The sequence below is a fragment of the Bacillus sp. FJAT-45350 genome, from assembly GCF_002335805.1.
Taxonomy (GTDB): Bacteria; Bacillota; Bacilli; order Bacillales; family NISU01; genus FJAT-45350.
Genome location: NZ_NISU01000001.1, coordinates 2,430,662 through 2,450,931, shown reverse-complemented (window position 1 = coordinate 2,450,931; position 20,270 = coordinate 2,430,662). Strand labels below are relative to the sequence as shown.

General features: G+C 36.4%; 20 protein-coding genes, 1 other RNA gene and 1 riboswitch. Of the genes, 17 read left to right on the top strand and 4 right to left on the bottom strand.

Annotated elements, in window-relative coordinates; all coding sequences use genetic code 11:
- Nucleotides 1–54 precede the first annotated feature (54 nt).
- A riboswitch (SAM riboswitch) is annotated at nt 55–162 on the top strand.
- Between the two features lie 85 nt (nt 163–247).
- On the top strand, nt 248–1,486 hold the full coding sequence (locus CD003_RS12400) for a homoserine dehydrogenase (RefSeq protein WP_096201415.1): 1,239 nt from the start codon (nt 248–250) through the stop codon (nt 1,484–1,486).
- An 8-nt stretch (nt 1,487–1,494) separates the two neighbouring features.
- Here the strand turns inward: CD003_RS12400 and CD003_RS12395 are convergent, their stop codons facing one another.
- Nucleotides 1,495–1,782, bottom strand: coding sequence for a hypothetical protein (locus tag CD003_RS12395; RefSeq protein ID WP_096201414.1), 288 nt, complete (start codon nt 1,780–1,782; stop codon nt 1,495–1,497).
- Nucleotides 1,783–1,930: 148 nt separating this feature from the next.
- Here CD003_RS12395 and ssrS point away from each other — a divergent pair.
- Nucleotides 1,931–2,104, top strand: a non-coding RNA gene (ssrS, locus tag CD003_RS12390) — 6S RNA.
- A 75-nt stretch (nt 2,105–2,179) separates the two neighbouring features.
- Here ssrS and CD003_RS12385 read toward each other — a convergent pair.
- The gene (locus tag CD003_RS12385; protein WP_096201413.1) at nt 2,180–2,359 is read right to left on the bottom strand and encodes a hypothetical protein; all 180 of its coding nucleotides are present in this window, start codon (nt 2,357–2,359) and stop codon (nt 2,180–2,182) included.
- 274 nt (nt 2,360–2,633) lie between these two features.
- Here CD003_RS12385 and CD003_RS12380 point away from each other — a divergent pair, with 274 nt between their 5' ends.
- The 5 genes from CD003_RS12380 (at nt 2,634) to CD003_RS12360 (ending at nt 8,618) form a co-directional block, all read left to right on the top strand.
- Nucleotides 2,634–3,395 (top strand): tRNA threonylcarbamoyladenosine dehydratase, encoded by a 762-nt coding sequence (locus tag CD003_RS12380; protein ID WP_096201412.1) that lies wholly within the window; start codon nt 2,634–2,636, stop codon nt 3,393–3,395.
- Between the two features lie 361 nt (nt 3,396–3,756).
- Nucleotides 3,757–5,538, top strand: coding sequence for an L-lactate permease (locus CD003_RS12375; protein ID WP_096201411.1), 1,782 nt, complete (start codon nt 3,757–3,759; stop codon nt 5,536–5,538).
- A gap of 193 nt (nt 5,539–5,731) precedes the next feature.
- On the top strand, nt 5,732–6,451 hold the full coding sequence (locus CD003_RS12370) for a (Fe-S)-binding protein (RefSeq protein WP_096201410.1): 720 nt from the start codon (nt 5,732–5,734) through the stop codon (nt 6,449–6,451).
- Nucleotides 6,452–6,474: 23 nt separating this feature from the next.
- Nucleotides 6,475–7,902: a LutB/LldF family L-lactate oxidation iron-sulfur protein gene (locus tag CD003_RS12365; protein ID WP_096201409.1), complete on the top strand. Its 1,428-nt coding sequence runs from the start codon at nt 6,475–6,477 to the stop codon at nt 7,900–7,902.
- Nucleotides 7,902–8,618, top strand: a complete 717-nt coding sequence (locus CD003_RS12360; protein WP_096201408.1) for a LutC/YkgG family protein — start codon at nt 7,902–7,904, stop codon at nt 8,616–8,618. Before CD003_RS12365 ends, CD003_RS12360 begins: the two co-directional genes overlap by 1 nt.
- Before the next feature lie 36 nt (nt 8,619–8,654).
- Here the strand turns inward: CD003_RS12360 and CD003_RS12355 are convergent, their stop codons facing one another.
- Together CD003_RS12355 and CD003_RS12350 are read right to left on the bottom strand one after the other, a co-directional pair.
- Nucleotides 8,655–9,260, bottom strand: a complete 606-nt coding sequence (locus CD003_RS12355) for an RsfA family transcriptional regulator (RefSeq protein ID WP_096201407.1) — start codon at nt 9,258–9,260, stop codon at nt 8,655–8,657.
- A gap of 214 nt (nt 9,261–9,474) precedes the next feature.
- A complete protein-coding gene (locus tag CD003_RS12350; protein WP_096201406.1) occupies nt 9,475–10,752 on the bottom strand; it encodes a replication-associated recombination protein A in 1,278 nt (425 codons plus the stop codon).
- A gap of 261 nt (nt 10,753–11,013) precedes the next feature.
- Here CD003_RS12350 and CD003_RS12345 point away from each other — a divergent pair, with 261 nt between their 5' ends.
- From CD003_RS12345 to CD003_RS12300, 10 genes are all read left to right on the top strand, one after another.
- Nucleotides 11,014–11,721, top strand: coding sequence for a YczE/YyaS/YitT family protein (locus CD003_RS12345; protein ID WP_096201405.1), 708 nt, complete (start codon nt 11,014–11,016; stop codon nt 11,719–11,721).
- Nucleotides 11,654–12,073 carry a cysteine metabolism transcriptional regulator CymR gene (cymR, locus tag CD003_RS12340; protein ID WP_096201404.1) on the top strand — a complete coding sequence of 140 codons (420 nt, stop codon included), beginning with the start codon at nt 11,654–11,656 and terminating at the stop codon, nt 12,071–12,073. Before CD003_RS12345 ends, cymR begins: the two co-directional genes overlap by 68 nt.
- Nucleotides 12,074–12,200: 127 nt before the next feature.
- The gene (locus CD003_RS12335; protein WP_096201403.1) at nt 12,201–13,343 is read left to right on the top strand and encodes a cysteine desulfurase family protein; all 1,143 of its coding nucleotides are present in this window, start codon (nt 12,201–12,203) and stop codon (nt 13,341–13,343) included.
- A 124-nt stretch (nt 13,344–13,467) separates the two neighbouring features.
- Nucleotides 13,468–14,580, top strand: coding sequence for a tRNA 2-thiouridine(34) synthase MnmA (mnmA, locus tag CD003_RS12330; RefSeq protein WP_096201402.1), 1,113 nt, complete (start codon nt 13,468–13,470; stop codon nt 14,578–14,580).
- A 251-nt stretch (nt 14,581–14,831) separates the two neighbouring features.
- Complete coding sequence (locus CD003_RS12325; RefSeq protein ID WP_096201401.1) at nt 14,832–15,494, top strand: tetratricopeptide repeat protein; 663 nt, start codon at nt 14,832–14,834, stop codon at nt 15,492–15,494.
- Between the two features lie 13 nt (nt 15,495–15,507).
- Nucleotides 15,508–17,793 carry an SF1B family DNA helicase RecD2 gene (recD2, locus tag CD003_RS12320; protein WP_096201400.1) on the top strand — a complete coding sequence of 762 codons (2,286 nt, stop codon included), beginning with the start codon at nt 15,508–15,510 and terminating at the stop codon, nt 17,791–17,793.
- A 95-nt stretch (nt 17,794–17,888) separates the two neighbouring features.
- A complete protein-coding gene (locus CD003_RS12315; RefSeq protein ID WP_096201399.1) occupies nt 17,889–18,368 on the top strand; it encodes a PRC-barrel domain-containing protein in 480 nt (159 codons plus the stop codon).
- Between the two features lie 13 nt (nt 18,369–18,381).
- Nucleotides 18,382–18,570 (top strand): hypothetical protein, encoded by a 189-nt coding sequence (locus CD003_RS12310; protein ID WP_179295534.1) that lies wholly within the window; start codon nt 18,382–18,384, stop codon nt 18,568–18,570.
- A 22-nt stretch (nt 18,571–18,592) separates the two neighbouring features.
- Nucleotides 18,593–18,784 carry a hypothetical protein gene (locus tag CD003_RS12305; RefSeq protein WP_096201397.1) on the top strand — a complete coding sequence of 64 codons (192 nt, stop codon included), beginning with the start codon at nt 18,593–18,595 and terminating at the stop codon, nt 18,782–18,784.
- 122 nt (nt 18,785–18,906) lie between these two features.
- Nucleotides 18,907–19,971 (top strand): AI-2E family transporter, encoded by a 1,065-nt coding sequence (locus CD003_RS12300; protein ID WP_096201396.1) that lies wholly within the window; start codon nt 18,907–18,909, stop codon nt 19,969–19,971.
- Nucleotides 19,972–20,270 lie beyond the last annotated feature (299 nt).

The following is a 20,270-nucleotide window of genomic DNA, read 5'->3' as shown; positions in this document are numbered from 1 at the left end:
TTTTCAAAACATATAATCTACATCAAGACATGACGTTTTAAAAAAATTATATAGAACTTATCAAGAGAGGCTGAGGGACTGACCCGATGACGCCCAGCAACCTGTTTGGATCAAACAAAGGTGCTAATTTCAGCAGAGCTATCTAGTTCTGAGAGATAAGTGAGGCGTGAGAAACCTTTCCTTATCTGGAAAGGTTTTTTCTTTTTTCAAGAAACACTATAAACACGTTCATCAAGGAGGAGTAATAATGTTATCAGTAGGTTTAATTGGATTTGGAACAGTTGGGACTGGAGTATATGAGAGAATAGAAGAAACTCGTTCGACGTTAGAAAGCTTATTACAGCAAGAGATTAGTATAACTAAAATCTTAGTAAGTAATCGTGAAAAGGAAAGAGAGTTATCTATCGATAAGACGCTCCTTACAGATAATGAAGAAGATTTTTTTAAGGAAGAGTATGATTTAGTATTTGAAGCAATTGGAGGAACGATACCAGCAAAGGACTATGTTTCTAGTTTTTTAAATAGAGGTATTCCTGTGATTACTGCTAATAAAGAGTTAGTTGCAAAGCATGGGAAGGAATTAGAGGAATTAGCAAATGAACATGATACGTTTTTAGGATATGAGGCAACAGTTGCTGGAGGTATACCAATTGTTAATGCCCTAAAGGCTAATTTAGCTACGAGCCCTATTCATAAAGTTTTAGGAATTCTTAATGGAACGACAAATTACATACTAACGGAAATGAATGAAAAGGGAAAAGGGTTTGAGGAGGCTTTAACTGAGGCACAAGAGCTTGGTTTTGCAGAGGCTGACCCGACAGATGATATCGAGGGATTTGACAGTTGGTACAAAATTCGAATACTCAGCCGCCTCTGTTTTGGCGAATGGCCTGAGGAATACAATGTACGACGCACTGGTATCACAAAGATCGAAAAATGGAAAGTGACAATTGCAGAGGAACTAGGGCTTACGATTAAATTAATTGGGGAAGCCAAGAAGATTAACGGAACAATTAAAGGGAGTGTTGCACCAGCATTTGTAACGAAGAATCATAGTTTTTCACATATAAAAAGTGTATCAAATGCTGTTCAAGTAGTTAGTGAGTGGTTCGACAATTTGAGCTTTACTGGTCCTGGTGCAGGAAAGAAGCCAACGGCGAATAGTATGATAGAGGATTTTGTTTTTCACTTTCACAATAAAAGTAGTCATTTAGTAAAGCTACAAGCCCCAATACAAAATAATAATTTTGACGAGACGAGATTACTTTTATTTTCTAATAAAGATGAAGAAAAACCGTTAAAGGAAAAGCTTCAACAGTTTAATCATAAGATAGAACAAGTTTATTGTAATGGAGAAAGATTGGTTTGGGTTATAACTATATCTGAAGTAGAATTAGAAGGTTTTCAAGATACTATTCCTAATTGTTTTCCTATCTTTGGGGATGAAGAAATAGTTAAACTGAACAAGAATATCGTATCTGTCTAACATTTATCTTAATAGCCTTTCTTTAGAAGGCGAAATGATTCAATAAATTGAACTGGTTCAGATTTAATATATAACGAATGAACACCATGGTCGGTATGTAAATATAAAAAACCAATTGAATTGGATGTACGACGATAAGAAAGGTCAAAAACTTTTGAAAGACAAAATTCTTTATTTTTATAGCTAAGTTTATCCTGGTATAGCTCCAGTTCATACCAATCCTCAACGACTCGTTTTTCTGTCCAACCAATTTCTTGTCTTATTTCAACACAAGGATGAGTGGCTATTATAGTCATATAAACACCTCATTAGCTTTATTTATCGGTAATGTAACACAGAAAGGAGTAGTATGAAAAGCGATACAACAATTTTAATTTTCAGAATTAATACTCTTTTATAGTTGAAAAAAGTAAACGTAGATGATATTATAAATATAACAAGTTAAGAGTCCTGAAGTGTACGTAGGAATCTGTACGTTTTGAGCCAACACCTTTTTTTCGGAGCTTGAGTCTCGGTTTGGAATACATGCCTTTCATAGGACGTATGAAGAATGGAGCAGAGCACCACCCTGCGAGAGCAGGTTCAAAACGAAGGTGAGACGGCACAATTGGGACTCTTATTAATTTTACATTTATCGAAGTCTAAGGGATAGTTATTATCCACTTAGACTTCTTTTATTTTTTTATTTAATTGTTATTCGTTTGTAACAGGCTGGATTTCTTCTTCAAAGTAAAACGTTTGTGGATTTTCCTTTACTGTATAGGAATAGCGTTTCATGTTTGCTACATAACTGAACTTACTAATAGTGACAGTCTCACCAGTAGACTTAATTAATACTTCTTGATCGACTTGATATTTGTTTTTATTTTTCATATATAATACCAACTTTCTATTGTGGGTAATTCTATTATCTCATAAATTCACATACATTAGGTCATTTTATTATAGTTCTATCCAATTCTATTGTCTCTAAACCCCTAAATGACAATATTTCGCCAAGAATATATTACCTTCAAATCCTACATGTCTCCGACGTATGTTGTTTATACTAATGTCAATAAGTAACTGACTTCCTTTTTTAATTTTGATATGGTATATTCAATTCCGAGTAGATAGCTATAGTAAACGGCATGAAAGGGGTATTTACATGTTACATCAGTTCTCAAGAAACGAATTAGCCATTGGACATGATGGTTTAAGTATATTAAAAGGCAGTACGGTAGCCGTGTTAGGTATAGGTGGAGTAGGTTCATTTTCAGCAGAGGCGCTTGCTAGATCTGGTGTTGGTCGCCTTATTTTAGTCGATAAGGACGATATTGATATAACGAATGTGAACAGACAAATTCATGCACTACTTTCAACTGTGGGTCGCCAAAAGGTTGAGGTAATGAAGGAGAGAATTGCTGATATCAATCCAGAGTGTGAGGTAGTAGCACTAAAAATGTTCTATACGGAAGAGACTTATGAGCAATTTTTCGATTATAATTTAGACTTTGTAGTAGATGCTAGTGATACGATTACATATAAAATTCACTTAATGAAGGAATGTTTGAAACGAGATATTCAAATTATCTCTAGTATGGGTGTGGCAAATAAGATGGACCCATCACGTCTAAGAATTGCTGATATTTCTAAGACAAGCTACGATCCAATTGCAAAGGTAATTCGTACAAAGCTTCGAAAAGATAGAATTCACAAGGGAATTAATGTTGTGTTTTCTGATGAACAACCGATTAAAATTCGCGAAGATATTCGCAAAGAAATTGTTCCAGAAAAGGCAGAAGAAGGGCCAATTCGAAAGGCAAAAATGCCACCATCATCAAATGCTTTTGTTCCTTCCGTTTCAGGCTTATTGATGGCAGGTCATGTTATTACGAATTTACTTAAAGATATTACAATTAATCGTTAAAATGAAAAAAATCATATAAGGATTTTTTTCTACCTAAATACTGTATGTAAAAAATTTAAAGGACTGTACTATTGTCATATAAAAACAATAGTCAGTCCTTTTTCTGTTTAAATCATCCTGTTATATGGTGAAAAATAGGTTATTATCATGGTTGTCAAATTTTAAGTGATAGAATTTTTGCAATTTGTCGAAAGAATCTTGAATAATTTATGAACTTTTCATATAATGAAAGCACTTACAACTCGTCTGATGACCTTAAGATATGATTATATGATTATTCGACTGATTATAAAATAATAAAGTTCGAAAATTTGGTCTTTGGGATATATTAGATGAACTTACTATGAGGGGGAAACTGAACATGGGGGTAGGGGTTTTATCTTTATTAGCATTAGTTCCAATTTTAACTGTATTTTTGTTTCTAGTAATTTTACGCTGGCCAGCGAGCCGGGCGATGCCATTGGCATTCGTTGTAACTGTTTTAGTAGCGGTAACAGTTTGGAAAGTTCCATTTAATCAGGTAGCAGCTGCAAGTTCACGTGGATTTGTGACTGTATTTGAAATTTTATTTATTGTGTTTGGAGCGATATTGCTTTTAAACACATTAAAGGAAAGTGGAGCTTTACATACGATTCGTCAAGGGTTTACAGATATATCACCTGACCGTCGTGTTCAAGCAATTATTATTTGTTGGTTATTTGGTTCATTTATTGAGGGGGCTTCTGGATTTGGAACACCAGCAGCAATTGCAGCACCACTTCTTGTAGCAATTGGCTTCCCGGCTATGGCTGCAGTGATGGTAGCTTTAATTATTCAGTCAACACCGGTTTCTTTTGGAGCAATTGGAACACCAATATTAGTTGGGGTTAACTCAGGAATTAGTGAATCTGCTTTAGTTCAAGAAACGGCAGCAAGCTTAGGGATGACGTATGAAGCATATCTTCATATGATTGGTGGACAAGTAGCTATCATTCATGGAATTATTGGTACCTTAATACCTCTATTTATGGTCGTTATGCTTACGAAATTCTTTGGGAAAAATAAATCAATTAAAGAAGGTTTAGGTATATGGAAGTTTGCTATCTTTGCTGGATTGTCTTTTACAATTCCGTATGCCCTAATAGCAAACTTGTTAGGACCTGAATTCCCATCATTATTTGGTGGATTAATTGGTCTAGCAATTGTTATTCCAGCCGCGAAAAAAGGTTTATTCATGCCTAAGAAAACATGGGATTTTGATGTGAAATCAAACTGGGATGCTGATTGGAGTGGGAAGCTTCGTATTTCAGAAGAGGCCCCAGCAAAGAAAATCTCTCCTTTCATAGCGTGGATTCCATATGTTTTAGTTGGAGCTATCTTAGTTCTTACTCGTTTAAATGAACTACCAATTAGAGGGTGGTTAACAGCAGATGCTGTGAAATTAAGCTTTACAGAAGTATTTGGCACATCAATTTCCTTTACAAGTACACCGTTATACTTGCCAGGTGCAATTATGATTTTCGTATCATTAATTTGTATTGTTTTACATGGTATGAACGGTAAAGCTTATGGGCGAGCAGTGAAAGATTCTTTTACAACAACTGTAAGTGCAGCAGCAGCTTTATTACTTGCCGTACCTATGGTTCAAGTATTTATTAACTCAGGTGTAAATGCAGCAGATTTAGCAAGCATGCCATTATTACTTGCTGAAACAGTTTCAAGTGTTATGGGTGACCAGTGGCCGGCATTTGCGCCTGTTATTGGTGCTCTTGGTGCCTTCGTAGCAGGAAGTAATACAATTAGTAATATGATGTTCTCACTATTCCAATTTGGTGTCGCTGATAACATCGGTGTAAACGGTGCAACGATTGTAGCGTTACAAGCCATCGGTGGGGCAGCTGGTAACATGATTTGTGTTCATAATGTAGTAGCAGCATCTGCGGCCGCAGGAGTTGTGGGACGTGAAGGAAGTCTGATACGTAAAACAATGATTCCAACTGCCTATTATTTATTATTTGCTGGTGGTATAGGATTTGTTATGGTACATGGATTTGGTTTTAATCTTGGAACTGGGATTTTAATCGTTGTAGCTGCTATTATTGTGACGGCTATCGTAAAAGGAAGCCAACAAAACAAAGTAGAAGAGAATGATAGAGCAGCCTAAAAAATGTGTTTTAAATACTTTCCATTGTTACTTCTCAAAGAATTAATTATAATAAAAGCAAGGAAAAGTATTCGGATGAAGTGAATGTTAAAAAAGCGTTAAAGCTCCACAGTGTTATGTGGGGCTTGATACGTTTTTTTTAATAGTAATAGATCTGATGACCAGACTATCTAATGAAGGGAGAATTACCATTATGAAAGTAACACTTTTTATCACGTGTTTAGCAGACGTTTTTTATACAAAGGTTGGTAAAGATACAGTCGAGGTACTAGAAAGGTTAGGCTGTGAGATCGATTTTCCGAAAAAACAAACATGCTGTGGTCAGCCTGCTTATAATAGTGGGTATCATAAAGAGGCTAAAGAAGTAGCAAAACATATGATCCAAACATTTGAGGAATCAGAATATATTGTTTCCCCTTCAGGTTCATGTGTAACAATGATACATGAGTATGTTCATCTTTTTGAAGAGGATAAAGAATGGAAAGCAAGGGCTCAGTCACTTGCAGATAAGACGTTCGAATTTACTCAATTTATTGTAGATGTGTTAAAAGTAGAGGATGTAGGTGCTACTCTTTCTATGAAGGCTACGTATCATACGTCATGCCATATGACTAGATTGTTGGGAGTGAAAGATGCTCCTATGACGCTTTTAAAGAATGTAAAAGGACTTGAATTTACTGATTTACCGAATAAAGAAACTTGCTGTGGCTTTGGTGGAACGTTCTCAGTTAAGATGGTTCCTATCTCAGAACAAATGGTAAATGAGAAAATTGAACATATTGAAGAAACAGAAGCAGAAGTATTAATTGGAGCTGATTGCGGTTGTTTAATGAATATTGGTGGACGTATTGACCGTCAAGGAAAGCCGATAAAAGTAATGCATATTGCTCAAGTGTTAAATAGCGTGAAATAAGATAATAAAGGTGGTGAAAAGGGATGTCCATGAAAATTGGTAACGAGAAGTTCAATGACCGTGTCGATAAAGGCTTAAACAATACATTTATGAGAAATGCAATGGTGTCAGCCCAAGAACGACTGAAAAATGCAAGAATTAATGCAGCGGAAGAATTAGGAAACTGGGAAGAGTGGAGAAACCTAGCAGAAGAAATACGACAACATACATTAGAGAATCTAGATTTCTATTTAGAGCAATTAACTGATAATGTTACAAAAAAAGGTGGGCATGTGTTCTTTGCTGAAACAGCAGAGGAAGCAAATGAGTATGTGAAAAAGATTGCTCAAGAAAAAAATGCAAAGAAAGTAATCAAATCGAAATCGATGGTAACAGAAGAGATTAGCATGAACGAAGCTTTGGAGTCTGTTGGTTGTGAAGTAATTGAATCGGACCTTGGAGAGTACATTCTTCAAATTGATGACCATGACCCACCGTCACATATCGTTGCGCCTGCTTTACACAAAAATAAAGAACAAATACGTGATACATTTCATGAGAAAAAAGGCTACGACAAAACATCAAAACCTGAAGAACTGGCTCTTTTTGCAAGAGAGCAGCTACGTAGTGACTTTTTATCTGCTGATATCGGGATTACAGGTTGTAACTTTGCTGTAGCTGAATCAGGGAGTATCTCTCTTGTAACGAACGAAGGGAACGCAAGACTTGCAACGACCCTACCGAAAACACAAATTACAGTGATGGGAATGGAGCGAATTGTTCCTACTTGGGAAGAGCTTGATATTTTAGTAAGTATGCTATGTCGTAGTGCGGTTGGGCAGAAATTAACGAGCTATATTACAGGTTTAACTGGTCCTAAAGAGGATGGAGATGTGGACGGACCTGATGAATTCCATCTTATCATTGTAGATAATGGACGATCGAATATTCTAGGTACTGAATTTGAATCGGCACTACAATGTATTCGGTGTGCGGCGTGTATTAATGTATGTCCAATATATCGTCATATTGGTGGCCACTCTTATGGTTCGATTTATCCAGGCCCAATCGGAGCAGTGCTTTCTCCGTTATTAGGTGGTTATGATGATTATAAGGAACTACCTTATGCATCTAGCTTATGTGCTGCTTGTACAGAAGCATGTCCCGTGAAAATTCCTCTCCATGATTTGTTAGTAAAGCATCGTCGTAATATGGTTGAGGACCAAGGAAAAGGTGGCTTTGCTGAAAAGCTAGCAATGAAAGGATTTGCGATGGCTGCTAGTTCTCCGGCAATTTATAAAATGGGCTCAAAGGCTGCTCCAACAATGATGGGACCTTTTTCTAAAGAAGGAAAAATCTCAAAAGGACCAGGACCAGTGAAACCGTGGACTGATATTCGTGATTTTCCAGAGCCGAGCAAAGAGTCATTCCGTCAATGGTTTGAAAAGCGTGAGAACGGAGGAAAACAGTAATGGTTGGAACAGTTCAAAATAAGGAAAAATTTCTTGCGAATGTAGCGAAAAGCTTAGGTCGTGAGCCAAGAAAAAGTGGAGTAGAAAGACCTAAATGGAAACATAGTCCTCAATGGGATGTGTTTAAGGGGTATTCTCAAGAGCAACTTGTGGACCAATTAAAAAATCAGTGTGAACGAATTCATACTCGTTATGAAGTGACTACAGTTGATAATCTACCTGCGATGATAGAACAAGTGTTAGCTAGTTTTAATGTGAATTCTATTGTCAATTGGGGTGACCCTAGGTTTGATGAGTACAAACTTACTGGATTCTTCGATAAACTTTCAGGTGAAGGTAAAGATGTTCATGTTTGGAATTCAGAATTAGGTGAAGAGAATGTAGAAATAGCAGAGAAAGCTGATGTTGGGATTACTTTTTCTGATATGACATTAGCAGAATCTGGTACGGTTGTACTTATGAGTGATAAAGGAAAAGGACGGTCTGTCAGTCTTTTACCGACGGGTTATATTGCCATTATTCCAAAGAGCACGATAGTTCCAAGAATGACTCAAGCAACTCATGAATTTCATAAGCTAGCAGAAAAAGCAGGATATTTTCCTTCCTGCATAAATTTCATTTCAGGACCAAGTAATAGTGCTGATATTGAAATGAATCTTGTTGTAGGAGTTCATGGACCTGTTAGAGCATGTTATATTGTGGTGGAAGATAAATAAAAAAATAGAGAAGCAGATAAGATCTGCTTCTCTATTTTATTTTGCAACCTTCTCTAGGTTCCCGTTTTTGTCCATTTTAAAAGTAGGTGAGGATAGTGGTTCATCCTCTTGAAGAATTGCCATACGTCTAGCGCGATTCATGATTTGAATAAGGGACTGGTAGTCTTCCTCAATTGTTCCATGATCCTTCTTAAGCTTTTCTAACTCTGTTTCTAGTTCCTTTGTTTTTGTTAATAATTCAAGATTTTCTCTTAATAAATAGTCGTTTTCCCTTTGTAGACTTGTAGTAGTGTCATCATTATTATCTATGTTTTGTAGATAATTGATAATCATATCCATATCTAAGCCTTCAATAGAAGTAACAACTTGCTGTCTTCTAGTAGGGTTTCTAGTGCTTGAAAGATAAGCAGAATGTCTCTTTCTTTCTTTTCTTTCCTTCTTTGCTTCTGCAATTTGGTTAATGTACTTAAGTCTTACAACGGCGTTCCATCTAAACCCACATGCAGCAGATGTACGATTAAGTTCATCTCCTACTTCATCAAATGCTAGTAATTGTGTACTGCCTTCTTTAATGTGGCGTAGTACGGTTTCAGCTAATAATACGTCATCCTCGTGTGACCATGCGTCTTGTCTTACTTTCATAGTTTTCCCAACTCCCTGTAATTTGTTTGATATCTCTACTCTTTCCAGGAAATCTAGGATTTATACATATCTTGCTAGAAAAATTTGCTAGGATTTTCTTCGAGTTATAAAATAATTCAATGATTGTTAACTGTAATTAAATATACTAGTTTAATTGAAAAATAAAAAAGGTGTCCTAAAGTTGGAAGTAACTTTTTGGAACACCCACAAATAATTATTTATTTTTCTTTAGTTCTTCTAATCTTTCATATACTTTAGCAAGATGTTTTTCTTGTCCATTATGATTAGGTTGGAAATACTTTTTATCCTTTAATGTATCAGGTAGGTATTGTTGTTTAACCCAAGAGTTTGGATAATCATGTGGATATAAATATTCTAATCCTCGCCCTAATTTTTCTGCACCTTTGTAATGAGAATCTTTTAGATGATTTGGAACTGTACCGCCACGACCGCTACGAATATCTGCCAGTGCATTATCAACAGCTTTGTAAGCAGAGTTTGATTTTGGAGAGAGACAGAGTTCTACTACTATTGTAGCAAGTGGAATTCGTGCCTCAGGAAAACCAACACGTTCTGCGACTTCAATAGCAGATAATGTGTTTGGTCCTGCTTGCGGGTTTGCTAACCCAATATCTTCATAGGCAATAACAAGTAATCTTCTTGAAATACTGACTAAATCCCCGGCTTCTATTAGTCTCGCTAAGTAATGAATCGCAGCATGAACGTCACTACCACGGATTGATTTTTGTAATGCGCTCAATACATCATAATGGGCATCTCCATTCTTATCATGCGTAAAGCTTTTCTTTTGTAAGCATTCTTCAACGGTAGGAAGTGTGAGGTGGATTTGGCCGGTATCACTGGGCTTCGTTGATAATACAGCTAATTCTAAGGCATTTAAAGTTGAACGAACATCGCCGCCAGAAGCATAGGTTAAATGTTCTAAGGCGGAGTCATCAATTGTTATCTCTTTTGTACCAAAGCCGTCTTGTTCATCTTTTAGTGTTCGTAGTATGACTTTTTGTATATCTTCAGGAGTAAGCGAATTAAGTTCAAAGATTTGGCACCTACTACGTATCGCAGGGTTAATTGCATGATAGGGATTGGCAGTAGTCGCACCGATGAGAGTAATGAGTCCTTTTTCTAAGAAAGGAAGGAGAAAATCTTGTTTTGCTTTATCCAAGCGGTGTACTTCATCTAAAATCAAAATCATTTTCCCTGACATTTTTGCTTCCTCAACAGCAATTTCCATATCCTTTTTATTATTGACAACAGCGTTAAGCATTTTAAAATGGGTATCTGTACTGCCTGCGATTGCTCGGGCTATTGATGTTTTTCCTGTACCTGGTGGCCCGTAGAGTATCATGGAAGAAAGGTGCTTCGCCTCAATCATTCTCCAAATAATTTTACCTTCAGATACTAAATGATCTTGTCCGATTACTTCGTCTATTTTAGTAGGCCTCATTCGATAAGCAAGGGGTTGCTTTGACATAATATCTCTCCTAGAATAATATCTACACTTATGGTCAACAGAGGTTAACCAACTAGTAAATCGTTATCTTTTTGATTGACTTCTCCTAAGTATCCAGTACGTATTTATAGTGTAAACGATATGATAAGCTTTTTAAAATAAATCAAATTAATGCAGAAGAGTAATTACAAAGATTCCTATCGGTTTAGTAACATACTAATTCCAATTCGTGCTATAATGTCAAAGAATTGAAATCTCGAATATTGGAAGTAGGGTTATAGAATGGATACGGCACATCCAAGATATCGGACAAAGAAATTGTTTTTACGTTGGGCTATTTTTATGATTGGTATAATTATAATGTCTTTTGGAATTTCGATGATGATCGTTGCTGATTTAGGAAGTGCTCCTTGGGATGTATTTCACATCGGGTTACAGCTCCAATTTGGTCTAACCGTCGGAACTTGGACAATTATAGCTGGATTCTGTATTATAGGTTTGACAACTCTTTTAACAAGAGAATGGCCTCAATTAGGTGCCTTTATTAATATGCTTTTAGTTGGTATTTTTATTGATATATTCCTATTCATCTTAGTGACTCCTTCTTCATTAATAGGACAATTTCTAATGCTTATAATAGGAATAATCGTGATCGGCTATGGAATTGGATTATATATTGCTCCAAATTGTGGAGCTGGACCTCGAGATAGCTTAATGCTGGCTCTTACAAAGATTACTGGCTGGAAAGTTCAGTATGTACGTAGTGTAATGGAAGTGATTGTTCTCTCGGTAGGTTGGTTATTAGGGGGACCTGTCTTTATAGGGACAATTATATTTAGTTTTGGTATAGGATCTGTTGTTGGGATAACATTGCCACAATGTCAAAGGATAGTAGATCGAATGATGGAAAGAGGGGAACAGAATGAAAATTTCAACCAAGGGACGTTACGGGCTGACAATCATGATGGCATTAGCGAAGAAGTTCGGTGAAGGTCCAATCTCGTTAAAATCAATAGCGAAAGACCATAATTTATCGGAGCATTATCTAGAGCAACTTATTGCTCCTTTAAGGAATGCAATGCTTGTAAAAAGTGTTAGAGGAGCATACGGTGGTTATATGCTTGCAAAAGAACCTGAACAAATAACAGCAGGAGATATTATCCGTGTTCTTGAAGGACCAATTAGTCCTGTAGAAGTAATGGATGATGAAGAACCAGCTAAACGTGATTTATGGATTAAAATTCGTGATGCTGTAAAAGAAGTTCTTGATAATACAACATTATTAGATTTAGCTAATTATAAAGATAGCGGAGACCAAGAGTACTATATGTTTTATATTTAGGGTATTAGGAAGGGGGACTCCCTTTCTTTATAAATGAGCAGTTGTAATTGCCACTTGCATGGTTTTCCTATATGATAGTTGGCTATAATATATAGTATTAAAGAGTTAGGTAAAGAAGGTGAATTATGTGAAACCAATATATGTGGATCATGCAGCAACTTCACCTCTCCATCCAGATGTGCTAGAGGCAATGATGCCATATTTTAATGAATATTTTGGAAATCCATCTAGTATTCATCGGTTTGGTAGAGAAACTAGGAAAGCTCTTGATGATGCTAGAAAAACGATTGCACAATCGATAAATGCATCTGTCGATGAAATTATCTTTACAAGTGGTGGCACAGAAGCAGATAATATGGCAATTGTCGGAGTAGCTAAGCAACAAAGTAGTAAAGGCAACCATATTATTACTACTGCAATAGAACATCATGCTGTACTTCATACATGCCAGCAGCTTGCGAAGGAAGGTTTTGAAGTGACATACTTGCCAGTGGATGAGACTGGAAGGGTGTCGCTTGAGGAGTTACAAGAAAGTGTGAGAGAAGATACGATTCTAGTAACGATGATGTATGGTAATAATGAGGTTGGTACAATTCAGCCGATTGAAGAAGTAGGTACGTTTCTTAAGGAAAAAGGTATTGCTTTTCATACAGATGCCGTGCAAGCCTTTGGTACTGTTAATATTAATGTACAGACGTTACCTGTAGACTTTTTATCAGTTTCGGCTCATAAGATAAATGGACCAAAAGGAATTGGCTGTTTGTATATTCGTAAGGGACATGCTCTTAAGCCTTTTTTATATGGAGGAGAACAAGAGCGGAAACGGCGTGCTGGAACTGAGAATGTAGCCGCAATTGTAGGTTTTGCAAAAGCAGTCAGCATGGCAACAAGTAATATAGAAGATAAAATGGATCGTTATAAATCATTTAAAGATGTGATGGTAAAGGTCTTTAGAGATGAAGGAATTGAATTCATCCTTAATGGAAGTACAGATCATACTCTTCCTCACATCTTAAATGTAAGTTTTCCAGGAGCAAATGTAGAATCTCTACTTGTTAATCTTGATTTAGCTGGAATAGCTGCTTCAAGTGGTTCGGCTTGTACAGCAGGTTCAGTTGAGCCTTCACATGTTCTAGTAGCGATGATAGGAAATGATGAACGAACACGTTCTGCTATCCGATTTAGCTTCGGATTAGGTAACACTATTGACGAAATAGAAGAGGTTGCAGTGAAAACTGCTGCAATAGTAAAAAGAATAACAGCATTATAGAGAGTGTTTAAAAAGGTGTTAGTACCTTTTGGGACACTCTCTAAGCAATGTGCAGAAATACTGTACTTGTTATTTGTACAGTGATTACAGCCATTGCCAAAGTTAAAGTTTGGTGGTGAGTTCTATGGAAAAACAACAAGAGAAAAGACCAGAAGATACTAGGATTGTAGTTGGAATGTCTGGTGGAGTAGATTCAAGTGTAACAGCACTATTATTGAAAGAACAAGGATACGATGTAATCGGAATTTTTATGAAAAACTGGGATGATACCGATGAAAATGGTGTATGTACAGCTACAGACGATTATAACGATGTTGTAGCAGTGTGTAACCAAATTGGGATACCCTATTATGCTGTTAACTTTGAGAAAGAGTATTGGGATAAAGTTTTTACCTACTTTTTAGAAGAGTATAAAGCAGGGCGAACGCCGAACCCTGATGTAATGTGTAATAAAGAAATTAAGTTTAAGGCTTTCTTAAAGCATGCACTATCATTAGGTGCTGATTATTTAGCAACAGGTCATTATGCTCGTGTTGATTATCAAGATGGAGAATACAAATTAATTCGTGGTGTCGATGATAATAAAGACCAGACGTATTTCTTAAATGCCCTTGACCAAGAACAGTTATCTCGTACGATGTTTCCAATTGGAGATATACCAAAAAAAGAGGTACGAGAACTCGCTGCAAAAGCAAATTTAGCAACAGCTAAAAAGAAAGATAGTACTGGAATTTGTTTTATCGGTGAACGTAATTTCAAAGATTTTTTAAGTAACTACTTACCAGCTCAACCAGGAGAAATGCAAACACTAGATGGTGAAGTAAAAGGGAAACATGATGGCTTAATGTACTATACATTAGGTCAAAGACATGGTCTTGGTATAGGTGGTGCAGGTGAGCCTTGGTTTGTTATCGGTAAGGACCTAGAGAAAAATGTCCTTCATGTAGGGCAAGGTTATCATCATCCAGGCCTATATTCAGAAGCATTACTTGCTACCAATTTGAATTGGGTTAGCAATAAACAAGTTGAAAAAGAATTTAGTTGTACAGCGAAGTTTCGTTACCGTCAGCCTGACCAAGGGGTAACGGTAGTTTTACAGGATGAAAATAATGTTAAGGTTGTCTTTGATGAACCGCAACGTGCAATTACACCTGGACAAGCAGTTGTTTTCTATGAAGGTGATATTTGTTTAGGTGGAGGAACGATTGATGTAGTAATTAAGGGGGAGAAATCATAATTAATTATGATTTCTGAGTTATGAGTTATGAATTCTTTATGCTAAATGGCGACACCAAAGGTGCTCGCCATTTATTTATAAAACAGAATTTTAAGGTATTAAAGTATAAACCGTCTAACGAAAAGAAAGAAGCTATGCGTTTTTCTTAGAAAAAATAATTGCACTTCGTAATTCATAACACATAATTCATAATTAAAAACCCCTTCCTCTTTGTTATAATTTAATTAATATGTTTTGAAAGGATGAACAGCATGAGTGATAAGAATCAATTAGGTGTTACATATATGAAGGAAAAGAATTATGAAGAAGCTGCAAAAATGTTTAATGAGGCGATTGAAGAGAATCCAAACGACCCAGTTGCTTATACAAATTTCGGAAATTTATTAGCAATGGTTGGGGAATTAGAAAAGGCGATAGTCTTTTTCAACAAAGCTATAGAAATAGATGGTTCAATTGCTACTGCTTACTATGGTGCTGGTAATGCTTTTTACAATATGGAACAATATAAAGATGCTATTGAGATGTTTTTAAAATCATTACAGAATAATCTCGATGAATCTGACGCTTATTTTATGCTTGGAATGTCTTATTATCAGGAAGGTCAACTGCCACACGCTCTGGCCAATTTAAAGAGAGCTGTAGAGTTGAACGTGGATGATATAGATGCAAAGTTTCAATATGGATTATGTCTAGCTCAATTAGAGCAAATTGACGAAGCAATGAAAGTATTTATAGAGGTTATAGAAAGAAATGAGAATCATGCGGATGCCTATTTTAATCTAGGTGTTGCTTATGCATATAAAGAGAATGCAAAAAAAGCACTTCATTACTTTGACCGGGCAATAGAGGTACAACCTGATCATTTACTTGCAGGCCATGGAAAGAAGAAAATGGAGGAATTGCTAGAAAATTAGGGAGCGAAGAATCATGCCAGAGAATCAAGCTTCAACATCCGAACAACCATTTATAAAAGGGGAAGTTGTTCATGTTATATTCCATAATGATGAAAACTTTTATACAGTCGCATCAGTTAAAATACATGATACAACTGAAAATGTAAAAGAAGAAAAAATCACAATTGTCGGTACACTGCCAAAAATTGAACCAAATGATGTGTATTTGTTTTTTGGACAATTAACAGATCATCCACGGTTTGGGTTACAGTATCAGGTTGAACAATTTCGCCGAGATATTCCTCAAACAACACATGGCTTAATTCAATATTTATCGAGTGATCGTTTTCCCGGTATTGGTAAAAAGACTGCGGAAACAATTGTGAAATCATTAGGGGATAGAGCAATAACGAGGATTGTTGAAGATAAATCTGTCTTACAAACGATCCCTAAATTAGCAAAAGATAAAGTGGATCTTCTCTATGAACAATTAGTTGAGCATCAAGGGGTTGAACAGGTTATTATTGCTCTTTCTAAATACGGGTTCGGGGTTGAGCTTTCAATGAAAATATATCAAGTTTATAAACAACAAACACTTGATATTGTTCAAACGAATCCATATCAGCTCATAATGGATGTGGAAGGGATCGGTTTTAAAAAAGCAGATATGCTTGGAGAAGCAATTGGGATTTCCGATAATCATCCAGAACGTATTCGAGCAGGCTGTTTGTTTCTATTGAATGAACTTTGTTTACAGGAAGGACATGTTTATTTAAATTGTGAGGAATTGGTCGAAGAAGCCAGTAAGCTCTTATCTAACTCATCATGTCATATAACGGTTGAGGAAGCTAAGGAACAGCTACTTACTTTGGATGAGGATGGAAAAATCGTATTAGAGGATGAAAGAGTTTATTTAAAGACACTTTATTTTGCTGAAAAGGGCATAGTCACAAATATTAAACGGTTATTGACGGATAGAGAAGAAGAGATTGATTTATGTGATGCTGAGTTTCTAAAGGCATTAGGAGAACTTGAAGAATCACTTAAAATAGAGTACGCAGAATCACAGAAAGATGCGATTCAAAAAGCATTATCTTCTCCACTAATGATTCTAACTGGAGGTCCTGGTACTGGGAAAACAACTGTCATAAAAGGAATTGTTGAAGTTTATGCAAAGCTTCATGGATTGTCATTAGACCCTAAAGATTATCGAAAAGAGGATACATTCCCCTTTGTATTAGTAGCACCTACTGGTCGAGCAGCTAAACGTATGGGAGAAGCAACAGGTCTACCTTCTTTTACGATCCATCGATTATTAGGCTGGAAAGGTAATAGTGGGGGATTTGAAAAAGATGAGTATGAGCCATTGGAAGGTTCAATTTTAATAGTTGACGAAACATCGATGGTTGATATTTGGTTAGCAAATCAATTATTTAAATCAGTTCCTAAAGAAATGCAAGTTATTCTAGTGGGAGACCAAGATCAACTTCCGTCCGTAGGACCAGGACAAGTACTTAGTGATTTACTTCGTTCGAAAGTTATTCCGACTGTTTCATTATCTGATATTTACCGTCAAGCAGCAGGATCCTCTATTATTAAATTAGCCCATGAAATTAAAGATGGGAAGGCTCCGACAGATTTATTACAGCCTCAAAATGACAGACGTTTCTTTACATGTGACCAAAATCAAGTGGTTGAGGCTGTAATTAAGGTTTGTGCAAATGCAATTAAAAAAGGATATACGGCAAAGGAAGTACAAGTCCTAGCTCCGATGTATAGAGGGAATGCTGGTATCGAAAAATTAAATGTTGAACTACAGCAATTGTTTAATCCACAGATTGAAGGTCGAAGAGAGCTTCGTCATGGTGAAATCATATTTAGAACCGGTGATGTCGTTTTACAGCTAGTTAATAATTCAGAGGAACATGTATACAATGGGGACAGAGGTGAAATCGTAGCCATTTTTTATGCCAAAGAAAATGTGGAAAAACAAGACCAGCTTGTCATCTCCTTTGATGGTACTGAGGTAGTCTATTCGAAAAAAGATTTCAATCAAATTACTCATGCATTTTGTTCATCCATTCATAAGTCGCAAGGAAGTGAATTTCCAATTGTTATTATGCCTGTAGTTCGTGGGTATTATCGTATGTTACGGAGAAAATTAATCTATACAGGGATTACTAGGGCAAAGGATTATTTGATTTTATGTGGGGAATTGCCAGCTTTTGAGCAAGCAATCGCACGTGAGGATGAATCAAATCGTAATTCACAATTACAGGAGAAGTTACAGTTGGAGTTCGGAGAAAAAAAGGACCTTTAACCAATTGACCCACAATTGCTCATGGAAATATCAGACTAGGATGAGGTGTGGTGATGCTCCATAGACTATAAATGTTCGGAAGGGTGGCGAGCGCTTTGCGGACATTTTCAACTATGTATGGTCAAACCGTCTATAATGCCAGTAACGGAGCCGAGATTGGTATCATCGAAGATCTGTTTATCAATGAGCATTGCATAGTTACTGGATTTCTAGTCGATAAAAAAGGCTGGTTAAATCGTGATTTGTTCGTACCACGGGAAGCAATTACAGGATTTGGGTATGATGGGATAATGGTGAAGGAGTCAGAAAAACTGAAACCATTTGTTAAACATCATCATCACTACTTTGCTTTAAAAGAGGGGAAAGAGCGACTTTCTGGAAAACCGTTGCTAACGGTCGAAGGGGAGAAGTTGGGCCTGGTAGAAGATGTATATTTTATGGAAGAATTGGGCACAATCATAGGGTATGAGGTAACGGAAGGTTTTATTGCTGATATCAAAGAAGGAAAAAAAGTGATTAAAACCAACGAACCAATAAAAATTGGTAAAGATATACTCGTGATTGATATAAGCTAAAGGAGGCCCAATGATGCAGTGCCCAAACTGTAATTGCAAAGATATTGGTAAGATTGGAACAAATCAATACTATTGCTGGAATTGCTTTGTTGAGATGACGATTACGAATGGTAAACTCTCGCTTCATCAAGTGGAAGAAGACGGCTCACTAAGTTCATTAGATGACTTATTTGAAGATAGGGACATGAGTGTTGAAATGTAAATCTAAAACGGTGGTGATCACAATGGGCAGAGCAATGAGATCGTTGTTTGTCGCTAGCCTTGGGGCTGCAGCATATTCCATGAGAGATCGACGTACACGTAAACGATTTATGAAAATGATTCAACCGATTACAAACGGCAATGTAGAAGAACTCATGCCCAAACGTTCTACAGTTAGAAAGATGCGTAAACGTTTAACAAAAACATTTGCATAATCTATAGAAGGGGGAAAGTGTTGGGATGCACTTTTCCTTTTTTTTATTAAATGCTAACCTTTTTAAACTTATTCTTATAGTCTTTTCACTTCCTGTACAAACTACGGTTATGGAGGGCTATTATGGAAAAAACGTCAAGCATGCAATGGCTTATTAAAATAACAAATTTTCTTCTCATTTTGTTGTGTGTATATGTCTTTATGAAATTAGCACCGATGTGGAAACCAGTTTTGGATGTTATAACGTCTGTGGCGATTCCTTTTTTATTCGCTGCTCTCATAACATATTTACTTCATCCAGTTATTGAATGGACACATGATTCAGGATTACCAAGACCTGTTGCTGTACTTATTATTTATTTTTTATTTTTTGGTGGATTAACTTACCTAGGCTTTAAAGGTGCTCCTTATGTTGTCGAGCAAATTAAGGAATTAGTTGAAAATATTCCACAATATGTAGAAGAAGTGCAACGATGGTTGACTCTTTTTAATGAACATGTGGCTAATATGCCTGTTGGTATACAAAATCAGATCGATGAATGGCTCCTTGGTCTTGAGGAAGTAGTAGAGGATATTTTTGAACGGATTATAGCTATGATTATGGGTATTTTTAGCTCTTTTATATACTTCATTATCGTTCCATTCCTTGTTTTTTATCTACTTAAAGACTATCAGTTAGTTGAAAAAGTGGCGTGGTACTTAACTCCAAAACGTTGGAGAAGAAGAGGGATTCGTTTTATACGTGATGTTGATCAATCCTTTGGAAACTATATTCGTGGTCAAATTCTTGTTTCAATGAGTGTTGGCGTAATAGCAACCACTGGACTTTATCTTATTGGGCTCCCGTATGCAGTTCTTTTAGGGTTATTTATTGGTATGACGGATATTATCCCATACTTTGGTGCCTTTCTTGGTGCAGTACCAGCATTAATTGTCGCTGCTCTACAATCATGGCAAATGTTAATATATACTGGGTTGGTAATTTTAATTTTGCAACAAATTGAAGGAAATATATTATCACCTGTTATTGTAGGTAGAACACTACACACACACCCTGTGATTATTATGTTAGCACTAATACTTGGGATTGAAATAGGAGGGATTATTGGTTTAGTACTGGCTGTGCCTATTCTTTCGATTGTAAAGGTAATAGTACTGCATATTAGGGCAAATTCAAACAAGGATTGACATTAATAACGACAATTTCTATAATATTAACTGTTGAATTAGTAAAGTACATAAAATAAACACGTTGAAGGAATGAGTATGTTACAGCCCGTCTTAAGAGAGGTGCCTTCTTGGCTGGAAAAGGGACTAGACGAAGAGTAACAGAAAGCTACTCCTAAGTGCAGGGAAAAACCTGCCGTCTTGACACGTTACGTCTAGAGGTGATTGTGAAATCGAATATCGATTCACTTTAACCAGGGTGGTACCGCGTGATTAATACTCTCGTCCCTGTTTTAGGGATGGGAGTTTTTTGTATACAC

Coding starts and splice junctions, on each gene's coding strand:
- CD003_RS12310 (WP_179295534.1), top strand. CDS start 18,382: ATGCAGTGCCCAAACTGTAATTGCAAAGATATTGGTAAGATTGGAACA.
- CD003_RS12325 (WP_096201401.1), top strand. CDS start 14,832: ATGAGTGATAAGAATCAATTAGGTGTTACATATATGAAGGAAAAGAAT.
- CD003_RS12400 (WP_096201415.1), top strand. CDS start 248: ATGTTATCAGTAGGTTTAATTGGATTTGGAACAGTTGGGACTGGAGTA.
- mnmA (WP_096201402.1), top strand. CDS start 13,468: ATGGAAAAACAACAAGAGAAAAGACCAGAAGATACTAGGATTGTAGTT.
- CD003_RS12385 (WP_096201413.1), bottom strand. CDS start 2,359: ATGAAAAATAAAAACAAATATCAAGTCGATCAAGAAGTATTAATTAAG.
- CD003_RS12370 (WP_096201410.1), top strand. CDS start 5,732: ATGAAAGTAACACTTTTTATCACGTGTTTAGCAGACGTTTTTTATACA.
- CD003_RS12360 (WP_096201408.1), top strand. CDS start 7,902: ATGGTTGGAACAGTTCAAAATAAGGAAAAATTTCTTGCGAATGTAGCG.
- CD003_RS12395 (WP_096201414.1), bottom strand. CDS start 1,782: ATGACTATAATAGCCACTCATCCTTGTGTTGAAATAAGACAAGAAATT.
- CD003_RS12380 (WP_096201412.1), top strand. CDS start 2,634: ATGTTACATCAGTTCTCAAGAAACGAATTAGCCATTGGACATGATGGT.
- CD003_RS12305 (WP_096201397.1), top strand. CDS start 18,593: ATGGGCAGAGCAATGAGATCGTTGTTTGTCGCTAGCCTTGGGGCTGCA.
- CD003_RS12345 (WP_096201405.1), top strand. CDS start 11,014: ATGGATACGGCACATCCAAGATATCGGACAAAGAAATTGTTTTTACGT.
- CD003_RS12365 (WP_096201409.1), top strand. CDS start 6,475: ATGTCCATGAAAATTGGTAACGAGAAGTTCAATGACCGTGTCGATAAA.
- CD003_RS12350 (WP_096201406.1), bottom strand. CDS start 10,752: ATGTCAAAGCAACCCCTTGCTTATCGAATGAGGCCTACTAAAATAGAC.
- CD003_RS12300 (WP_096201396.1), top strand. CDS start 18,907: ATGGAAAAAACGTCAAGCATGCAATGGCTTATTAAAATAACAAATTTT.
- recD2 (WP_096201400.1), top strand. CDS start 15,508: ATGCCAGAGAATCAAGCTTCAACATCCGAACAACCATTTATAAAAGGG.
- cymR (WP_096201404.1), top strand. CDS start 11,654: ATGAAAATTTCAACCAAGGGACGTTACGGGCTGACAATCATGATGGCA.
- CD003_RS12355 (WP_096201407.1), bottom strand. CDS start 9,260: ATGAAAGTAAGACAAGACGCATGGTCACACGAGGATGACGTATTATTA.
- CD003_RS12375 (WP_096201411.1), top strand. CDS start 3,757: ATGGGGGTAGGGGTTTTATCTTTATTAGCATTAGTTCCAATTTTAACT.